The sequence below is a fragment of the Corynebacterium sp. HMSC074C11 genome, assembly GCF_001809455.1.
Classification (GTDB): Bacteria; Actinomycetota; Actinomycetes; order Mycobacteriales; family Mycobacteriaceae; genus Corynebacterium; species Corynebacterium amycolatum.
The window spans coordinates 206747-223844 of record NZ_KV797729.1 but is presented as its reverse complement, the minus strand read 5'-3'; the positions used below and the strand labels follow the sequence as shown (position 1 = coordinate 223844).

Here is a 17098-nt window from a genome sequence, read left to right as displayed (position 1 = left end):
ATGGCTAACATCCGCGAGGTATTAGATCTGGAGCAGATTGACCGGGACATTTTCCGTGGCCCAGTCATTAAGTCAATCCTACAGCGCACTTTCGGTGGCCAAGTTGCCGGCCAGTCCCTCGTCGCGGCGACGCGCACGGTGGGTAATACCTTCGCGGTGAACTCCCTCCACGCCTACTTTGTAGGCCCGGGCCGCCCCCATATCCCGACGGTGTACATGGTCAAGCGAATTCGCGATGGCCGGTCTTTCTGCCACCGTTCCGTCGAAGCTGTGCAAGATGGCCGTACGATTTTCGTCATGCAGGTCAGCTTCCACCGTAAGGGGGATGAGGGACTCGAGCACTCTGACGTGATGCGCAAGGTGCCAGATCCTGAAGATGTGGTCACCGACACCTCTGAGATGACGAACACACGTCGTCTACTAATGCGCGAGTGGGCGGACTGGGATATCCGGGTAGTGCCGGATGATCAGTTCGAACACAACAAATACACCCCGTCTCAGCAGCTGGTGTGGTTCCGGTGCAAGGATCGCCTGCCGGATAACGAGACCTTCCACGTCTGCACGCTGGCGTACATGTCGGATATGACTTTGCTGTCATCGGCACTCGTTCCGCATCCAGGCGTTGAGGTCCAGGAAGCCAGCCTCGACCACGCGATGTGGTTTATGCGTCCGTTCCGTGCGGATGAATGGCTGCTCTACGACCAGATTTCACCATCAGCGCATGCGGGTCGCGCACTGACTCACGGTCGCATTTTTAACCAAAAGGGCGAGCTCGTGGCCGTCGTCACGCAGGAAGGGCTGACCCGAAGCCTGGCCCCGGGTGTCGAGCCCGTGCCAGTGGCGACGAACTTCGATGCTCGCAGTGAGAACCTAGATTAATGACACAGGAAACAATCGGTATCCTCGCTCTTCAGGGCAACGTTGCCGAACACGGATATGTCCTTGACCAGCTCGGCGTCCCGCACCGAAAGGTGCGCTTGCCCCGTGACCTGGAGGGACTTAGCGGCTTAATTTTGCCCGGCGGCGAGTCCACGACCATGAGCAAGTTGATGGTCTTCAATGAGCTTGAAGGCCCGCTGCGGGAAGCTCTCCGCGATGGCCTTCCGGCATATGGCACCTGCGCAGGCATGATTTTGCTTGCCGACGAAGTGCTCGATACCCGTCCGGATGCCGTAAACCTGCGAGCGATTGACATCACGGTCCGTCGTAACGCATTTGGCCGTCAGGTGGATTCCTTTGAAACTGACTTGGATATCCCGCAGCTGGCGATTGGTGGTGACCAGTCGTCTGTGCACGCCGCCTTTATTCGCGCCCCATGGGTCGAGCGTGTCGGCGACGACGTTGAGGTGCTAGCGCGGGTGCCAGAATCGGCTGGAGAGACCGCCGGTACAGTGGTCGGAGTACGGCAGGGGGCTGCGATGGCCACCAGCTTTCACCCGGAGTCGACGGGGGAGACTCGGCTCCACGAGTTCTTTTTGCGAGAGCTTGTCGGAATTTAAATCCCCAGTTTGTATAATGAACACCTGACTAATTCCCAGCTATATGGGTATTGACGAGAGGATTGGTAGGAACTAGCACATGTCGGGTCATTCAAAATGGGCAACCACAAAGCACAAGAAAGCTGCTAATGACGCCAAGCGCGCCAAAGAGTGGGCAAAGATGATCAAGAACATCGAGGTCGCGGCTCGTACCGGCGGCGGTGATCCTGCTGGTAACCCCACCCTCGATGACATGATCAAGAAGGCCAAGAAGGCCTCGGTTCCCAACGACAACATTGAGCGTGCCCGCAAGCGTGGTTCCGGCGAGGAGTCCGGCGGTGCTGACTGGGAGACCATTGTCTACGAAGGCTATGCACCTGGTGGCGTCGCTTTGATTGTGGAGTGCCTGACGGATAACCGTAACCGTGCTGCTTCCGATGTGCGCTCGGCGTTCAACAAGAACAACGGCAACATGGCGGACAACGGCGCCGTGGCGTACCTCTTCGAAAAGAAGGGTGTCGTCGAGTTGCCGAAGGGCGAGCTGACCGAGGATGACCTGCTCATGGCGGTTCTCGATGCCGGTGCAGAGGAAGTCAACGACCTGGGTGAAAAGTTCGAGGTTGTCTCCGCCTTTACCGATCTGATGAATGTCCGCACCGCTCTTGTCGATGCCGAAATGGAGTACGACTCCGCAGATCAGGACTACCGCGCTTCTACCACAGTCGCTCTCGATGCTGACGGCGCACGCAAGCTCTTCCGTCTGATTGACGCTCTCGAAGAGTCCGACGACGTGCAGAACGTCTACTCGAACGCCGACATCAGCGACGAGGTCATCGCCGAACTCGACGACTAGGCGTTTTTTGTCGACGGTTCTGCTGACTGGCTTCTCGGCGTTAAAGGGTGCCCGTGGTAGGGCAGTCGGCAACGCTGAATTGCTCGGCGAGCTGGTGTCAACAGGAAGTCCCCATCGGAAAGCAGTCCGATGGGGATTGGTTTTTTTATGGGCGTCCTAGGAGAACCACTGAGTCGGAGGTCCGGCCATCAGCAACAGTGTGAAGACCACCGCGAGAACAATCAAGATGACGAACGCCGAGATAAAGGGGCGACGAATAATCATGGCGAGTGCCCACTCGAATATGCCCTGTGGCTCCTCGGATTCGTCGGTAAAGCGCCAGGGCCGATCCAGAAGGCCTGCCTTCAGGGTGTTTCGTTCAAACGGATAGGTTGCGAATGGAATGATAGAAGAGGCGAGGCCGATGACACCGCGGCCAAAGCTCCACTGCTGGTTGATCCACACCATGATGGTGGTGACTACGTAGCACAGGAACGTAAAGCCGTGGATGGTGCCGAAGATAGTGGTGGCGGCGTCAGTGACTTTGAACAGGTACTTCAGCGCCAGGCCTAAAAGCAGCAGAGCCCACGTGACCATTTCAGCTGCAGCGAGAACGCCGTAGAGCTTCTTCGGTGAATTCATGGTGTTAAACGTATCAGAACCAACGGTTGGTACTCCTTCTAGCTACGATACAAACAGCTGTTCGAAATATGGTATTAGTGGAGGAGTGAATTATCGAGCTGGATCTCTGCGGGTGATGGGCATCGACCCTGGCCTTACTCGTTGTGGTCTCTCCATTGCGGAAGGTACTCAGGGCAGGAAAGTCATTCCCATTGCTGTGGGGGTCGCCCGCACACCAACCACGGCGTCGTTGGAGGATCGTCTTTTACGGCTTTCCAATGCCGTGGAGCAGTGGATGGATGAGTACGAGCCGGACGTGGTTGCGATGGAACGGGTATTCGAACGCGGCAACGTGTCCACCGTGATGCAGACGGCGCACGCGGTTGGTGTCCTTGTCCTCGCTGCGGCGAGACGCGGCTTGGAAGTGCATATGTACACGCCATCGGAGGTAAAGAAGGCGCTCACCGGCAACGGTCGAGCTGATAAGAAGCAGATGACCATGATGGTGACGAGAATCCTTGGGTTGGAAACTCCGCCAAAACCTGCAGATGCAGCGGATGCTTTGGCTATCGCTATCTGCCACTGTTGGCGTGGTCCGGTTCTGCAACGCCAGCGCGACACCTTGGCTGCGCTTGCGAAGCAGCACGAGGAGCGGGAGTTGGAGCTTTCTCGCCGTGAGAATCCCTCGCGGTAGGGGAGCTTGCTAGAGAACACTTGTGAGTTCGGCGTTTATCGCGGTGTCTTCAGGGAAGCCGTAGTGAAAGGAATTGTGAGAAGTGATTGCATCTCTTCGCGGTGAAGTTATCGACCTCGGTGCGGACTATTGCGTTATCGAGTGCGGTGGTGTCGGGCATTTGGTCACCATTACAGGCAGGCTAGCTTCCCAGTTGGTGAGGCATGAGCAGACTTTTATGTTGACCACAATGGCGGTTCGTGAAGACGCGATTACGCTCTTTGGTTTTGCCAATTCACAGGAACGTGAGATGTTTGCGCTCCTGCGCACTGTCTCGACGGTGGGGCCAAAGGTCGCGATGTCTGTTCTTTCGGTACTGTCGCCGGCGGAGATTGCCAATGCGGTCGCCTCAAAGAATGCGAAGGCCTTGCAAGCAGCTAACGGCGTCGGCAAGCGATTGGCGGAGCGCCTGTTGGTTGAATTGAAGGATAAGGTCGAGGTTTTCGCGGACAGGGCGGTATCGCCGCCGGAGGAAGCTGCAAACGGAGCAGCACCTGGCCTTGTTTTGAAGGCAGATCTGGATCAGGTCGTTGGTGCTTTGGTCGGGCTTGGGTTCCCGGAAGTTGACGCGAATGAGGCAGCGGAGACCGTTGTTCGGATTGATCCGACCTTGGATACTTCAATGGCGCTGAAGGCGGCGCTAAAGACATTGGGTGACAAGTAAATCCAGGTCGAGGACCTGCAGCTACATTGATGATGAAAATTGGCAGTGCACTAGGATGAGGGGACTATGAGCGATATCGAGCGCACGGAGTTTAACGTGTCGGGCAATCCCTTCAGGGACTCTTTAGGTGGGGAAGCCAACGACCATTTTGGCGGTGGTGGAAATGGTGTACAACGTGATGTCGATGCCCGCGCTCAGGTCGAGGAAGCCGATGCGGAATCGAACCTGCGACCAAAGTCGTTAGGGGAGTTCATCGGCCAACCCAAGGTCCGCGAACAGCTGGATTTAGTGCTTTCCGGGGCACGGGGGCGAAATGTGACTCCGGACCACATTCTGTTGTCGGGACCTCCCGGGCTGGGTAAGACCACCATGGCCATGATTATTGCGCAGGAGATGGGGAGCTCCCTGCGAATGACCTCCGGTCCGGCGCTTATTCGCGCTGGCGATTTGGCAGCAATGCTGTCGAACCTGCTCGAGGGTGATGTCCTGTTTATCGATGAGATTCACCGCATTGCCAGGCCAGTGGAAGAAATGCTGTACATGGCAATGGAAGATTTCCGTATTGATGTCATCGTAGGCAAAGGGCCTGGAGCTACGTCGATTCCACTCGAGATTCCACCATTCACGTTGGTCGGTGCGACGACGCGCTCGGGTATGCTGACTGGCCCACTGCGTGACCGCTTTGGTTTTACCGCGCAGATGGAGTTCTATGAGGTCGAAGATCTGACAAAGGTGGTTACCCGTGCCGCTGGGATCCTCGGGGTAGACATCAGCCCGGAGGCTGCAGTGGAGATTGCGTCGCGTTCGCGCGGTACACCGCGAATTGCCAACCGCCTGCTGCGTCGCGTCCGCGATTTCGCCGATGTCCACTCCGGTGGCGTTATTGATCTTGGTGCGGCCAAGGCGGCATTGATTGTCTTCGATGTCGATGAGCTGGGGCTCGACCGTCTGGATCGGGCAGTGCTGACGGCCCTGGTCAAGGGGCACGGTGGCGGCCCTGTGGGCGTGAATTCCCTGGCGTTGGCAGTGGGTGAGGAGCCCTCGACTGTGGAAGAAGTGTGCGAGCCCTACCTGGTCCGTGCCGGGATGATTGCACGTACATCGCGCGGACGCGTGGCAACTGCCCGAGCATGGCGGCACTTGGGGCTGCAGCCCCCGGAGGGAACTATCGGAGAATAGCTTTCTCATCGACCCGCCCGGGTCAGTGTGGAATTGCTAGCTGGCAATTCGTTAAACTCGGCAGACATGAATCAAACTATTCTCCTCCTACTTATTTTCTTGTTCCTGGCGCTGCCAATTTGGCAGATCATCAAGCAGAACAAGCAGGTGCGCACCATCCGGGACATGCAGGATAAGTTGGCCCCGGGCGCGGAGGTCATCACCGGTTCCGGTATGCATGGTGTGGTCGTTGATGCGACCGAAACAACCGTCGACCTAATCATCGCTGACGGCATCGTGACCCGTTGGGAAAAGGGTGCCATTGCCCGCAACCTCACCACCGGTACCGGAGCTAGCTACGCTCACCGTGATCGACGTGGCCGTGTTTCCGATGCGCCAGATGACCACGTCGGCGATGTTCAAGAAATCACCGGCCACGGCCCGGCTGACAATAAAGCTTCGGACATCAATGAGCAGGTCGAGAACCCGAATACCCCGAGTAATCCGGATACCTCGGATCCAGACGGATCCACTTCCACCGAGAAGCAGTAGCAGTTTTCGTACGCCCACGCCCTGCCGGTTTGCATGCATCCAAGCTGTAGCGTGCGCCGTGGGGCTACGGGCGCGCCCCAGGTTTCGCCGTCGGCAAGCGTGGGCAAGATTTTCACTAAATAGGTACAAGTCAAAACCGGCGCAGGCCGCTAAATCGGTTATTCTCGAGCGGTTGGTGTTTATAGCTTTGCTTAGCGACGCCCGCAATGCCCCTGCCTGGTATCGCGCGAGTTCGCGGTGTGGTTATAGACATGCGTTTCTTCCCGAAGCGCTTAAGTACCTAAACGTCACGATTCAGGAGACTTTGCTTTGAACAGCAAATCCAGATCCGGTGCGAATACATTCAAGAGGAACTGGCCGCAGTGGCTGTTGGCACTGTTTGTTGGCTTCCTCATTCTTACGTACGCACTCGTCTTTTTCACCGGCGGCGGATCAGCCAAGCCAAAGTTGGGCATCGACTTGCAGGGTGGTACCCGAGTAACCCTGGTACCGCAGGGCGAAAAGCCGACGCGCGATCAGCTGGACCAGGCTCGCAAGATTCTGGAGAACCGCGTAAACGGCATGGGCGTCAGTGGCGCTCAAGTTGTCACCGACGGTGACACGCTGGTCATTACCGTGCCGGGTGAAGACTCACAGGAGGCGCGTACGCTCGGCCAGACCTCGCAGCTCTTCTTCCGTCCGGTAGAGCAGCCCACGCAGGGCCCTGATGAGGCTGCCTTTGGCGAGGTAGTTAAGAAGACTGCTGAAGATTGGGTGTCAGTCGGTGTCCTGTCGAAGGAGGATGCCACCAAGCGCGTCGATGACCTGTACAAGGACATGAATGAAACGCAGAAGCGTGCAATTGATGCCTTCAAGGAACAGAACCCGGACCAGCCGGTCCCGGAGGAATTGTCCACGTCGCTGGGCGAGGCCCCGAAGCTGGACGCAACGGCTCCGGCAAAGCCGGCGAACTCGATTGAAGCGGCAGAGCTGCGTACGAAGGTTCGTGACGTGCTGTTGGCGACTCGCCAGTCCGAAGATCCAACGACACAGTTTGCAGCCGCTGCGCTAATGACCTGCGATAACCGCGATGCAGTTGATTCGCTACAGGGTGCCGATGACCCGGCCAAGCCGCTGGTGACCTGTGCGCCAGAAGGCGGTAAGGCAATCTTCCTGGGCAAGGCTCCGCTGCTGATTGGGCAGAACGACGAGGCCAAGGGCCAGCGTCTGTCCGGTGACGCTATTGATACTAACGCGCCGATTACCGGTGGCTACGATCAGCAGTCTGGTCAGATTCAGGTCTCCTTTAGCTTCAAGTCCGGTAAGAACGACACCGGCGCTCGCACATGGACCAAGTTGACCAATGACTACCTGCAGCGGCAGGTCGCTATCGTGTTGGACTCGAAGGTCATTTCCGCCCCGGTGATTCAGGAGGCAACCCCGGTCGGTTCAGCTACTCGAATCACGGGTGATTTCACTATCGATGAGGCACAGGCGCTGGCGAATAACTTGCGTTACGGCGCACTGCCACTGTCCTTCGCAGGTGAGGACGGCGAGCCGGGCGGTACCACTACGACCATTCCAGCCATGCTGGGGTCGGCCTCCCTGGAGGCCGGTCTGCTTGCCGGCATTATCGGTATTGCTCTGATTGTCGTCTACGCAATCGTTCTTTACCGAGGCCTCGGAGCCATCTCGCTGGTTTCACTGGCAGCAGCTGGTGCGATGGTCTACGGCGTGCTTGTGCTGCTCGGTCGCTGGATTGGCTACTCACTCGATCTCGCTGGTATCGCCGGTATCATCATTTCCATCGGCGTGACAGCTGACTCCTTTATCGTCTTCTTCGAACGCATTAAGGATGAGATTCGTGCGGGTAGGACATTCCGCTCTGCGGTACCCCATGCTTGGCGACGAGCACGGCGTACGATCCTGTCGGGTAACTTTGTGTCCATCATTGCGGCTGTGGTCCTCTACATCCTGGCTGTTGGCGATGTGCGTGGTTTCGCATTCACGCTTGGTCTTTCCACGGCATTCGATATTGTGACCGCCTTCCTGGTGACTGCGCCACTGGTCATTCTGGCTACTCGCAAGTGGCCGGCACTGTCCAAACCATCCATGAACGGCTTTGGTTCAGTCATGGAGGTCGCTAACAGGAACAAGTCCGTAGCTACCGGTAAAAAGGCTGTCACCTCCAATGCAGCCGCCAGTGCAGTTGCCGACACCGGTTCGGCTGACTCCGGCGCGAATGAGGGGAAGTAGGAATCCATGAATACTACTCAGACGAATCCGGCGCTGACTAGTGAAAATGACGCGGCTAACGAGGACTCATTCTTCCGCCGCCTCTACACCGGCGAGGGTGGAATCAATATCGTCGGTAAGCGGAAGCGCTGGTACCAGATTGCGATTGCCGTCATTGTCGTTGCGTTAGCATCGATGCTGATTCGAGGGTTCAGCTTCGGTATCGATTTCGAGGGCGGCACCAAGATGACTATGCCGCCTGCGTCAGTGACGACTGAACAGGCTGAGGAGGTCTTCACCGACGCCACCGGCGTCAAGCCGGAGTTGGTGCAGATCATCGGTTCTGGCGAAGGCCGCATTCTGGAAATCACCTCAGAGAAGCTGACCCAGGGCGAGATTAATGATGCTCGCGTCGCACTGAACGACGCATTCAAACCCGTCGACGCACAGGGGGAGCAGACCCCGGATGCGATTGGTGACTCGACCGTTTCGGAATCGTGGGGCTCGTCGATTACCAACCGCATGCTGCTGGCTGCAGTAGTGTTCTTGGGCTTGGTATTCGCCTACATCACTATCCGCTTCGAGCGTGACATGGCCATTTCTGCCATCCTCGCCCTGGCCGTGGACGCAATCGTGATTATGGGCATCTACGCGCTGATCGGCCTTGATGTCACCCCGGCCACCATTATCGGTCTCCTGACCGTGCTGTCGTTCTCGCTGTACGACACCGTCGTGGTCTTCGACAAAGTCGACGAGAATACGGCAGGATATCGTTCATCGACACGTAGAAGTTACGCCGAGCTGGTGAATCTGGCTGTCAACCAAACCATCATGCGTTCTATAAACACCACAGTGTCGACGCTGCTGCCAATCCTGGCACTGATGATTATCGCCGTGGGCATGCTGGGTGTCGGTACGCTGAAGGATTTGGCGCTGGTTCAGCTCATCGGCATTATTCAGGGCACGTTCTCCTCGATTTTCCTGGCTTCGCCGCTGTTGGTAACGCTCAAGTCGCGTCAGCGTGAATACCGCAAGCATGACGAGGCGGTACTGTCTGCTCGCGCAAAGGCATCTGAGCGGGCCGGATCGGACACCGATTCCGCCACTGCTGATGTCGCGGAGGACTTGGGCGCGAAGGAATCGTCTGCAAGCGAAATGGAACAGTCGACGCCGAAACGAACGGTGAAGACCCCGAAGCTTAAGGGCGATGAAGACAAGCCGCTGTCCTGGCGTCCGGGGCAGTAGGAGGTAGCACCTCCCAGTGGTTCGGGTGAAACTACTTTAAAAGCGCATTGTGCGGGTATCGTTGACAGGTACCCGCACTTTTTCTTTTTGCCGAAAAGGAGCTTAAACCTGTGTCGTATGCACACGCGCGTGAGGCATTAGCTGATCAGATTCGGTTTGTGCCCGATTTTCCAGTTGAGGGCGTACTGTTCGAGGACCTGACGCCGGCGCTTGCCGACGCCACGACGTTCGCCCTGCTTGTGGACGAGATTTCCGCCAAGGTGGAAGAGTTCGGGGCCGATATTATCGGCAGCCTCGATGCGCGTGGATTCCTGCTGGGTTCTGCGGTGGCATACAAGCTCGGACTGGGAGTGCTCGCTATTCGTAAGAAGGGCAAGCTCCCACCACCTGTGCTGACGGAGACCTATGAACTGGAATACGGTACGGCCGCGCTTGAGATTCCGGCTCGTGGGTTTGAGCTGAAGGGCAAGAAGGCCGTACTTGTCGACGATGTGTTGGCAACTGGTGGCACCCTGTGTGCAGCTCGCGCCCTGCTAGAGACAGCTGGTGTCGAGGTGACCGGGCTGTGCACCGTGCTGGAGGTTGAAGGCCTGGGCGCTCGGGAGAAGCTTGCTGATCTGCCTCTGTACGTGGTTAATAAGGGGTGAATGAGCCATGGCTGAAGGGCCCGCACGCCGTTATGGTGCTCGCCTAGCGCGAAGCCTTACCGGAAACAGAACGAAGACCCGCCCGGTGCTAGATCCCCTTGTCGCGGTGCATCGGCAGGTGCATCCGCGCGCGGATTTAGCTGTGCTTCAGCGTGCCTACGATACCGCCGAGCGCCTTCACGACGGCGTGTACCGGAAATCCGGCGAGCCATACATCACTCACCCGCTTGCAGTCGCCACTATTGCCGCCGAGATTGGTATGGATACCACCACGCTGGTGGCGGCGCTGCTGCATGACACGGTCGAGGACACCGATTACACGCTGGAGGACCTGGAACGGGACTTCGGCCCAGAGGTCGCGCGCCTAGTCGACGGCGTGACCAAATTGGACAAGGTTGCGTTGGGCTCCGCCGCCGAGGCAGAGACCGTGCGAAAGATGATTATCGCCATGAGCCAGGACCCGCGCGTGCTGGTTATCAAGGTGGCTGACCGGCTGCATAACATGCGCACAATGCGTTTCCTGCCGCCGGAAAAGCAGGCTAAGAAGGCCCGCGAGACCCTCGAGGTGATTGCACCCCTGGCGCATCGTTTGGGAATGGCCAGCGTGAAGTGGGAGTTGGAAGATCTCTCCTTTGCCATTTTGTACCCGAAGAAGTACGACGAGATTGTGCGTTTGGTCGCAGACCGAGCGCCGCAGCGGGACCGGTACATCCAGGAAGTCTCCGAGATGATTCAGAAGGATCTGAAGGAGTCTCACATTGCTGCTGAGGTACAGGGCAGGCCGAAGCACTACTGGTCGATTTATCAGAAGATGATTGTCCGCGGCCACGAGTTCGACGAGATTTTTGACCTGGTCGGACTTCGAGTTCTGGTGGACACGACCAAGGACTGCTACGCCGCCATGGGCGCCGTCCACTCGCTGTTCAAACCCATGCCGGGGCGATTCAAGGACTATATTTCCGCGCCGCGCTTCGGGGTTTACCAGTCGTTGCACACAACGGTCATTGGTCCAGGTGGGGCCCCGCTAGAAGTGCAGATTCGCACCCATGAGATGCACTACAACGCTGAGTACGGCATTGCCGCACACTGGCGCTACAAGGAAACAAAAGGCTCTCATAAGGGAGATTCCGCCGAAGTCGATCAGATGGCGTGGATGCGTCAGCTGCTGGATTGGCAGCGCGAGGCCGCAGATCCTAACGAGTTCCTGGACTCGCTGCGCTATGATCTCTCAGTCACTGAAATTTTTGCGTTCACGCCGAAGGGTGATGTCATCACTTTGCCCGCGGACTCCACGCCGGTCGACTTTGCCTACGCGGTCCATACTGAGGTTGGCCACCGGTGTATTGGTGCCAAGGTCAACGGCAAGTTGGTGGCGTTGGAATCACCGCTAAAAACCGGTGACCGCGTCGAGATTTTCACGTCCAAGGATGCCCATTCTGGTCCGTCCAAGGACTGGGAGAAGTTCGTTAAAACTCCCCGTGCGCGGGCAAAGATTCGCCAGTGGTTTGCCAAGGAGCGACGCGAGGAGGCACTCGATGCCGGACGCGATGCGCTGGCGGCAGAGGTACAGCGCGGTGGTCTGCCGATGCACCGCCTGTTCACTCCGGCGTCCATCAAGCAGATTGCCTCCGAGCTGCACTATGCGGATGTCGATGCACTCTATACCGCGATTGGTAAGGGGCAGGTATCGGCTCAGCATGTGACGCACCGTCTGATGGCGCAGTTCTCGAGCACAGACGATGCAGAAGAGCAGTTGGTCTCGCGCACTCCGATTTCGAAGATGAGTGTGCACAATACTCCGCGTCGCGCCGACAGCACCGGCGTGCTTGTGGAGGGCAGTGCGGATATGGCTGCCAAGTTGGCCAAGTGCTGTACACCGGTGCCTGGCGATGCCATCTTTGGTTTCGTCACCCGCGGTGGCGGTGTCAGCGTGCACCGCACGGATTGCACCAATGCGGAAAAACTCCACCAGGAGCCCGAGCGCATTATCGAGGTCTCCTGGGCAACAGATTCCTCCGGGGCGGTCTTTATGGTTACGGTGCAAATCGAAGCACTTGACCGTCACGGACTGCTCTCGGAGATCACTCGCGTCTTCTCTGATCAGAAGGTCTCAATCCTGTCGACGTCCTCCCATACCTCCGATGACCGCGTTGCCGTAATGCGTTTTAGCTTCGAGGTTTCGGACACTAAGCAGATGGGCTATATCTTCAACATTCTGCGCGGTGTCGAGGGAGTCTTCGATGTCTACCGCATTACTTCTGGTCAGTAGCCGGTTTATCAGCGCATCGATATGTGAATAAAGATTGAGGCCGCGTCGGTATTAAAACAGGGCCAAGGTGAAACACCTTGGCCCTGTTTTTGATGAATTTCTCAATCAGTTAGTTGAGTCAACTACTTGACTTCCGCCTTCTCAATACGGACTTCCTTAGCTGGCTTACCGTCAGAGGTACCGCCACCCTCGATACCATTCTTCGCAATGTCCGCAACCGTCTTGGTGCCCTCGTCAGTCATGGAGCCAAGCACGGTGTACTGCGGTGGCAGCTGAGAATCTGCCCAGTTGAGGAAGAACTGGCTGCCGTTGGCATCCGGGTCGTTCGGGTTTGCCATGGCGATAGAGCCCTTCGGGTACACCAACGGGGTGTTCTGATCCAGACCGGAATCCTTGACCGGCCACTCGCCAGCGAACTTGAAGCCCGGGCCGCCGCTACCGGTACCAGTCGGGTCACCACACTGGAGAACGTTCAGGCCACCACCGGTGATACGGTGGCACACGGTGTCGTCGAAGTAGTTGGACTTGGCCATGTGCTCAATCGCATTGACACCGCAAGGTGAAATAGCGCGGTCCAGCTCCATCGGAATGTCGCCCTGGTTAGTCTTCAGAGTGATGGTTACAGTGCCAGTGGCGGGAACATTGTCGGTAGCTGGCTTATCGATGTCCTTCGATGCCTCGCCATCATCCGGGTAGTCACAGGTCACGGTTTCCGGAAGCGGGGAAGAGCGCTTCATCGGAACCTTTTCACCGCTGACGGGAGTAGCTGTGAGAGCTGCAGGCTCGACTGGCGTCGTAGATTCATTAGCGGCCTCGTTGTCGTCAGCGCCGCCAGCCGTGGTCAGCAGGTAGATTCCGCCTCCGATAAAGAGCAGGATAGCCAAGGTGGTTACGACAACGCCCAGTGGCTTCAGCTTCTCGGCACGCGCACGGCGCTTAAGTTCGCGCTCGAGCGTCCGCATCGCATCTTTGCGCCTTTGCTCATTATTGGCCACTAGTCTCTCTCCGTATCTCTTAGTCATCTATTGCCGGTGACGGAACACCAGCGGACGATTTTGCCCATAGATAGTGACCGAGTTTGAGGTGAAAGCTCAGTCGGTCACCGTCGCGTACACAATCGACCATTATGCCCGGAGTCGCTTCTCATTTGCGAGATGACAGGCCAAGTCGCCATGGGAAAGGGCGTTCCGCTTTAGCACGTAGAGCTTCGACAGCCTCTTTGATGCCGACACCGGGGTGTTGGCGACGGTACTTCTTCACCTTCTCTGGCGTGATGCAGCTCTTACTTCTGTTTGTACCTTCGACAACACGACTACGACGATGTCGAGTTAGACTCCTCGTGCCCAGGATTGTCACGGCTGACATGAAAAGGATTGAGGTCAGCAGCGGATAGCCTGCTAGGGCCGTTCCCACCGTTGTCACGATGAAAATAGTGATAGTTGCTAAGTACACATTCTGCATAAAGATTCCAATCGTCAGTTTCAATTGCCAAGAACAGTTCTACGAGTTTCGCCGCCTATCAGCCGTCGTTTTAGCGGGAACTTAACAGCGTGATAAATGAACCCAGCTCGAGCCAAGCAGACACTCGATAGAATGTGTGCTATGGAGATTTTTGGTTTTGCAGCCGGCCCTTTTCAGACCAACTGCTACGTGGCAACAGGCACTCCGGAGATGGACGACTTGGCTACCCCGTGCGTCATTATTGACCCGGGCATGGGGGCACTTGAGGTTGTGCGCACTGAGGTTGAGAAACGAAATTGGAAGCCGGAGGCAATTCTGTTGACGCATGGCCACATCGATCACATTCGCGATGTCGCGGAGGCTGCCGACTTCTGGGATATCCCCGTCTTCATTCACGAAAGCGACAATGTGTTGCTGGCCAATCCGAAACTCGGCGGTTCTTCTTTCGGACACCTCTTTGACATCGAGTCCATGCAGGCTTATACGAAAGCCGATTTCTTCGAGGATGGCGACGAAGTAAAGTGGGCAGGGTTGAATTTCGAAGTCATTCACGCACCGGGTCACTCACCGGGGTGCGTAATGCTGCGCGCTTCCGATGGGGAAGATGAGATTATCTTCAGCGGGGACGTCCTCTTTAAGGGGGCTATCGGTCGCGTAGATTTACCGGGCAGTAGTCCGGAGCACATGCAGCAGTCGTTGAAGGATAAGGTTCTCCCGCTGGCGGATGACCTCATGATTCTTCCGGGCCATGGCTCCGCATCGTCGATAGGCGAGGAGCGCGAGACCAACCCCTTCCTGCAAAACCTCACCTAGCCTGGCTGACACGTCGTGAGAGTTGGCAGGTAGAGTTAGCGGAGTGAACTCTAGCCAGAAGCCAAAGAAGTTGAAGCCATTCTCCGCGCCCAAGGGCGTGCCGGATTACGTCCCGCCGGTCTCCCGCGAATTCGAGGCGGTACGAAACTCATTCCAGCACCGCGCACGACTTGCGGGCTATGAGCACATTGAGCTGCCAATTTTCGAGGAAACCGGGCTTTTTGCACGCGGCGTAGGTGAATCGACGGACGTCGTCACCAAGGAGATGTACACGTTCGCCGACCGCGGCGACCGCTCGGTCACCCTGCGCCCGGAGGGTACCGCGGGCGTGATGCGCGCGGTCATTGAGCACAATCTGGACCGCGGTCAGTTGCCGGTCAAGCTTTCCTACGCGGGGCCGTTCTTTCGCTATGAACGCCCGCAGGCCGGCCGTTACCGTCAGTTGCAGCAGGTTGGCGTAGAGGCAATCGGCGTCGATGATCCTGCGCTGGACGCTGAGGTCATCGCGCTTGCCGACGCATGTTTCCGCGGCATCGGCCTGGAAGGATTCCGGCTTGAGCTGACAAGCCTCGGTGACAACACCTGTCGCCCCGAATACCGCGCTAAGCTGCAGGAATTCTTGTTTGACCTGCCGCTGGACGAGGAAACTCGCCACCGTGCAAACATCAACCCGCTGCGCGTCCTCGACGATAAGCGTCCGGAAATGCAGGAAATGCTCACTGACGCGCCGCTGATGCTAGACCACCTTTCGGACAGCGCTCGCAATCACTTTGAAGTTGTGACTGGACTGTTGGATGACATGAAGGTGCCGTATGTTATCAACCCGCGAATGGTGCGGGGACTGGACTACTACACCAAGACTTGCTTCGAGTTTGTTCACGACGGCCTTGGTGCTCAGTCGGGTATCGGTGGCGGTGGTCGCTACGACGGGCTGATGGCGCAGCTCGGCGGCCAAGAGCTGTCGGGCATTGGCTTTGGTTTGGGTGTGGATCGTGCACTGCTCGCGCTGGAAGCGGAGGGCAAGCAGGCTAGCGACGGTCGACGCGTCGATGTGTATGGTGTTGCGCTCGGTGAAGAAGCCGCTCACACTATGGCGGTGCAGATCAATAAGTTGCGCCAAGCGGGTATCCGCGCGGATATGTCCTACGGTGGCCGCGGGCTGAAGGGTGCAATGAAGGGTGCCGATCGCGCTGGAGCCCGATTTGCGTTGGTTCTCGGCGAATCTGAATTGGCTGCGGGCGAGGTTCAGCTGAAGGACCTCGAGTCCCACGAGCAGCACGCGGTGGCCCTAGATGCGCTGGTTCAGGAGTTGCAGTCGCGCATCTAGGAAACGCGCATTTGTTGAGTGCGGAGTCTAGCTGTAGACACCGCGCTCGAGAGTGTCGCACTGAGACATCTTTCCTGACTTGTAGCCGGTGAGGAATGCCTTCGTACGCTGCTCAGCTGAGCCATGGGTCCAGGAGTCCGGTTGAACACCACCGCCGGAATGCTGCTGGATGGTGTCATCGCCAATGGCCTTCGTAGTTTTGAGGGCATCGGCAACTTGCTCGTCGGAAAGCGGTTCGAGGATTGCGTCCGGCCCCTTGTCCGCGTAATGAGCCCAGATACCCGCATAGCAGTCTGCCTGCAGCTCAATCTTTACGGCATCGGAATCGGGGCCAGGCTCGTTGTAGTTACTGCGGCCGAGCGTACCCTCCAAATTTTGGATATGGTGACCGAATTCGTGGGCTACGACATACTCCTGCGCGAGCGGGCCGTTGCCTCCGCCCATGCGCTCCAGGGTGCTAAAGAACTCCGTGTCGAAGTAGGCCGTTTGATCGGCGGGGCAGTAGAACGGGCCGGTGGACGAGGACGCTGCGCCGCAGCCCGACTGAGTGGAGCCTTCAAAGAGGACTAGGTCTGGGTTCGTGTACCCGATGCCGGCCTGTGCGGGAAGCTGTTCTTCCCAGACTCGGTCGACCGAAATGCCGGTGAATTCCATCCGGCAATCGATGCGGCTGTTGGCATCTTCGCCGGTTTTACAGGGATCCTCACCAGGGGTTTGCTGTGCAGTCTGAGAGGACTGGTTGTTCTGGGCACCTGTCAGCTGTCCCAATTGTCCCGGGTCGCCGCCGAGAAGTAAGTACAGGCCAATGAGGACAAGGCCGCCGATGCCGCCACCGCCTACTGCAATAGCGCGGCCACCACCCGAGCGTCGCTCGGCACGAGCCGAGCTCTTTTGGAAGTCATTCCGGAAGGTCATAGGAGTAAGACTATTGCATAGGGTTCGGAAAACGGGCCATTGAATAGCGCTGCGTCAAAGTGTCCGTATGGAAGTCAACGTCAAGGCCTACAAAAATCTATGTCTAAGTGAGTACATGAAGCCCGAGGTAGACCCAAGGCGATGACCGGGGCGATGACCGGTAATAGGC

At 57.5% G+C, this 17098-nt stretch carries 16 protein-coding genes; 13 read left to right on the top strand and 3 right to left on the bottom strand.

Features of this window, described 5'->3' with window-relative positions:
* The 3 genes from HMPREF2614_RS04780 (at nucleotide 1) to HMPREF2614_RS04770 (ending at nucleotide 2331) form a co-directional block, all read left to right on the top strand.
* Complete coding sequence (locus tag HMPREF2614_RS04780; protein WP_016422678.1) at nucleotides 1–879, top strand: acyl-CoA thioesterase; 879 nt, start codon at nucleotides 1–3, stop codon at nucleotides 877–879.
* Nucleotides 879–1499 (top strand): pyridoxal 5'-phosphate synthase glutaminase subunit PdxT, encoded by a 621-nt coding sequence (gene pdxT, locus HMPREF2614_RS04775; RefSeq protein ID WP_016422679.1) that lies wholly within the window; start codon nucleotides 879–881, stop codon nucleotides 1497–1499. The genes HMPREF2614_RS04780 and pdxT overlap by 1 nt, the downstream gene beginning before the upstream one ends.
* Nucleotides 1500–1578: 79 nt before the next feature.
* Entirely contained in the window at nucleotides 1579–2331 is a 753-nt protein-coding gene (locus tag HMPREF2614_RS04770; RefSeq protein WP_005511479.1) for a YebC/PmpR family DNA-binding transcriptional regulator, read from the top strand.
* A 156-nt stretch (nucleotides 2332–2487) separates the two neighbouring features.
* Here HMPREF2614_RS04770 and HMPREF2614_RS04765 read toward each other — a convergent pair whose 3' ends face one another.
* Entirely contained in the window at nucleotides 2488–2952 is a 465-nt protein-coding gene (locus HMPREF2614_RS04765; RefSeq protein WP_038628868.1) for a DUF3817 domain-containing protein, read from the bottom strand.
* A 115-nt stretch (nucleotides 2953–3067) separates the two neighbouring features.
* Here HMPREF2614_RS04765 and ruvC point away from each other — a divergent pair, with 115 nt between their 5' ends.
* The 8 genes from ruvC to HMPREF2614_RS04725 all read left to right on the top strand — a co-directional run bounded on the left by ruvC (nucleotide 3068) and on the right by HMPREF2614_RS04725 (nucleotide 12413).
* The gene (ruvC, locus tag HMPREF2614_RS04760; RefSeq protein WP_016422681.1) at nucleotides 3068–3625 is read left to right on the top strand and encodes a crossover junction endodeoxyribonuclease RuvC; all 558 of its coding nucleotides are present in this window, start codon (nucleotides 3068–3070) and stop codon (nucleotides 3623–3625) included.
* Between the two features lie 82 nt (nucleotides 3626–3707).
* The gene (gene ruvA / locus HMPREF2614_RS04755) at nucleotides 3708–4328 is read left to right on the top strand and encodes a Holliday junction branch migration protein RuvA (RefSeq protein ID WP_038628870.1); all 621 of its coding nucleotides are present in this window, start codon (nucleotides 3708–3710) and stop codon (nucleotides 4326–4328) included.
* A gap of 66 nt (nucleotides 4329–4394) precedes the next feature.
* Complete coding sequence (gene ruvB, locus HMPREF2614_RS04750; protein WP_016422683.1) at nucleotides 4395–5507, top strand: Holliday junction branch migration DNA helicase RuvB; 1113 nt, start codon at nucleotides 4395–4397, stop codon at nucleotides 5505–5507.
* Nucleotides 5508–5573: 66 nt separating this feature from the next.
* Nucleotides 5574–6038, top strand: coding sequence for a preprotein translocase subunit YajC (yajC, locus tag HMPREF2614_RS04745; protein ID WP_038628871.1), 465 nt, complete (start codon nucleotides 5574–5576; stop codon nucleotides 6036–6038).
* 309 nt (nucleotides 6039–6347) lie between these two features.
* On the top strand, nucleotides 6348–8273 hold the full coding sequence (gene secD / locus HMPREF2614_RS04740) for a protein translocase subunit SecD (RefSeq protein ID WP_038628872.1): 1926 nt from the start codon (nucleotides 6348–6350) through the stop codon (nucleotides 8271–8273).
* 6 nt (nucleotides 8274–8279) lie between these two features.
* Nucleotides 8280–9497: a protein translocase subunit SecF gene (gene secF, locus HMPREF2614_RS04735; protein WP_038628873.1), complete on the top strand. Its 1218-nt coding sequence runs from the start codon at nucleotides 8280–8282 to the stop codon at nucleotides 9495–9497.
* Nucleotides 9498–9607: 110 nt separating this feature from the next.
* Complete coding sequence (locus HMPREF2614_RS04730) at nucleotides 9608–10144, top strand: adenine phosphoribosyltransferase (RefSeq protein ID WP_070432221.1); 537 nt, start codon at nucleotides 9608–9610, stop codon at nucleotides 10142–10144.
* Between the two features lie 7 nt (nucleotides 10145–10151).
* The gene (locus HMPREF2614_RS04725; protein ID WP_038628875.1) at nucleotides 10152–12413 is read left to right on the top strand and encodes a RelA/SpoT family protein; all 2262 of its coding nucleotides are present in this window, start codon (nucleotides 10152–10154) and stop codon (nucleotides 12411–12413) included.
* A 122-nt stretch (nucleotides 12414–12535) separates the two neighbouring features.
* Here the strand turns inward: HMPREF2614_RS04725 and HMPREF2614_RS04720 are convergent, their stop codons facing one another.
* On the bottom strand, nucleotides 12536–13375 hold the full coding sequence (locus HMPREF2614_RS04720) for a peptidylprolyl isomerase (protein WP_049180987.1): 840 nt from the start codon (nucleotides 13373–13375) through the stop codon (nucleotides 12536–12538).
* 640 nt (nucleotides 13376–14015) lie between these two features.
* Between HMPREF2614_RS04720 and HMPREF2614_RS04715 the strand changes: the two genes are divergently transcribed.
* Entirely contained in the window at nucleotides 14016–14687 is a 672-nt protein-coding gene (locus HMPREF2614_RS04715) for an MBL fold metallo-hydrolase (protein WP_049180988.1), read from the top strand.
* Between the two features lie 43 nt (nucleotides 14688–14730).
* A complete protein-coding gene (gene hisS, locus HMPREF2614_RS04710) occupies nucleotides 14731–16014 on the top strand; it encodes a histidine--tRNA ligase (RefSeq protein ID WP_070560337.1) in 1284 nt (427 codons plus the stop codon).
* Between the two features lie 27 nt (nucleotides 16015–16041).
* On the opposite strand, the gene HMPREF2614_RS04705 is transcribed toward hisS, so the two are convergent.
* Nucleotides 16042–16929, bottom strand: a complete 888-nt coding sequence (locus HMPREF2614_RS04705; protein WP_038628883.1) for a KPN_02809 family neutral zinc metallopeptidase — start codon at nucleotides 16927–16929, stop codon at nucleotides 16042–16044.
* Between the last annotated feature and the right edge of the window lie 169 nt (nucleotides 16930–17098).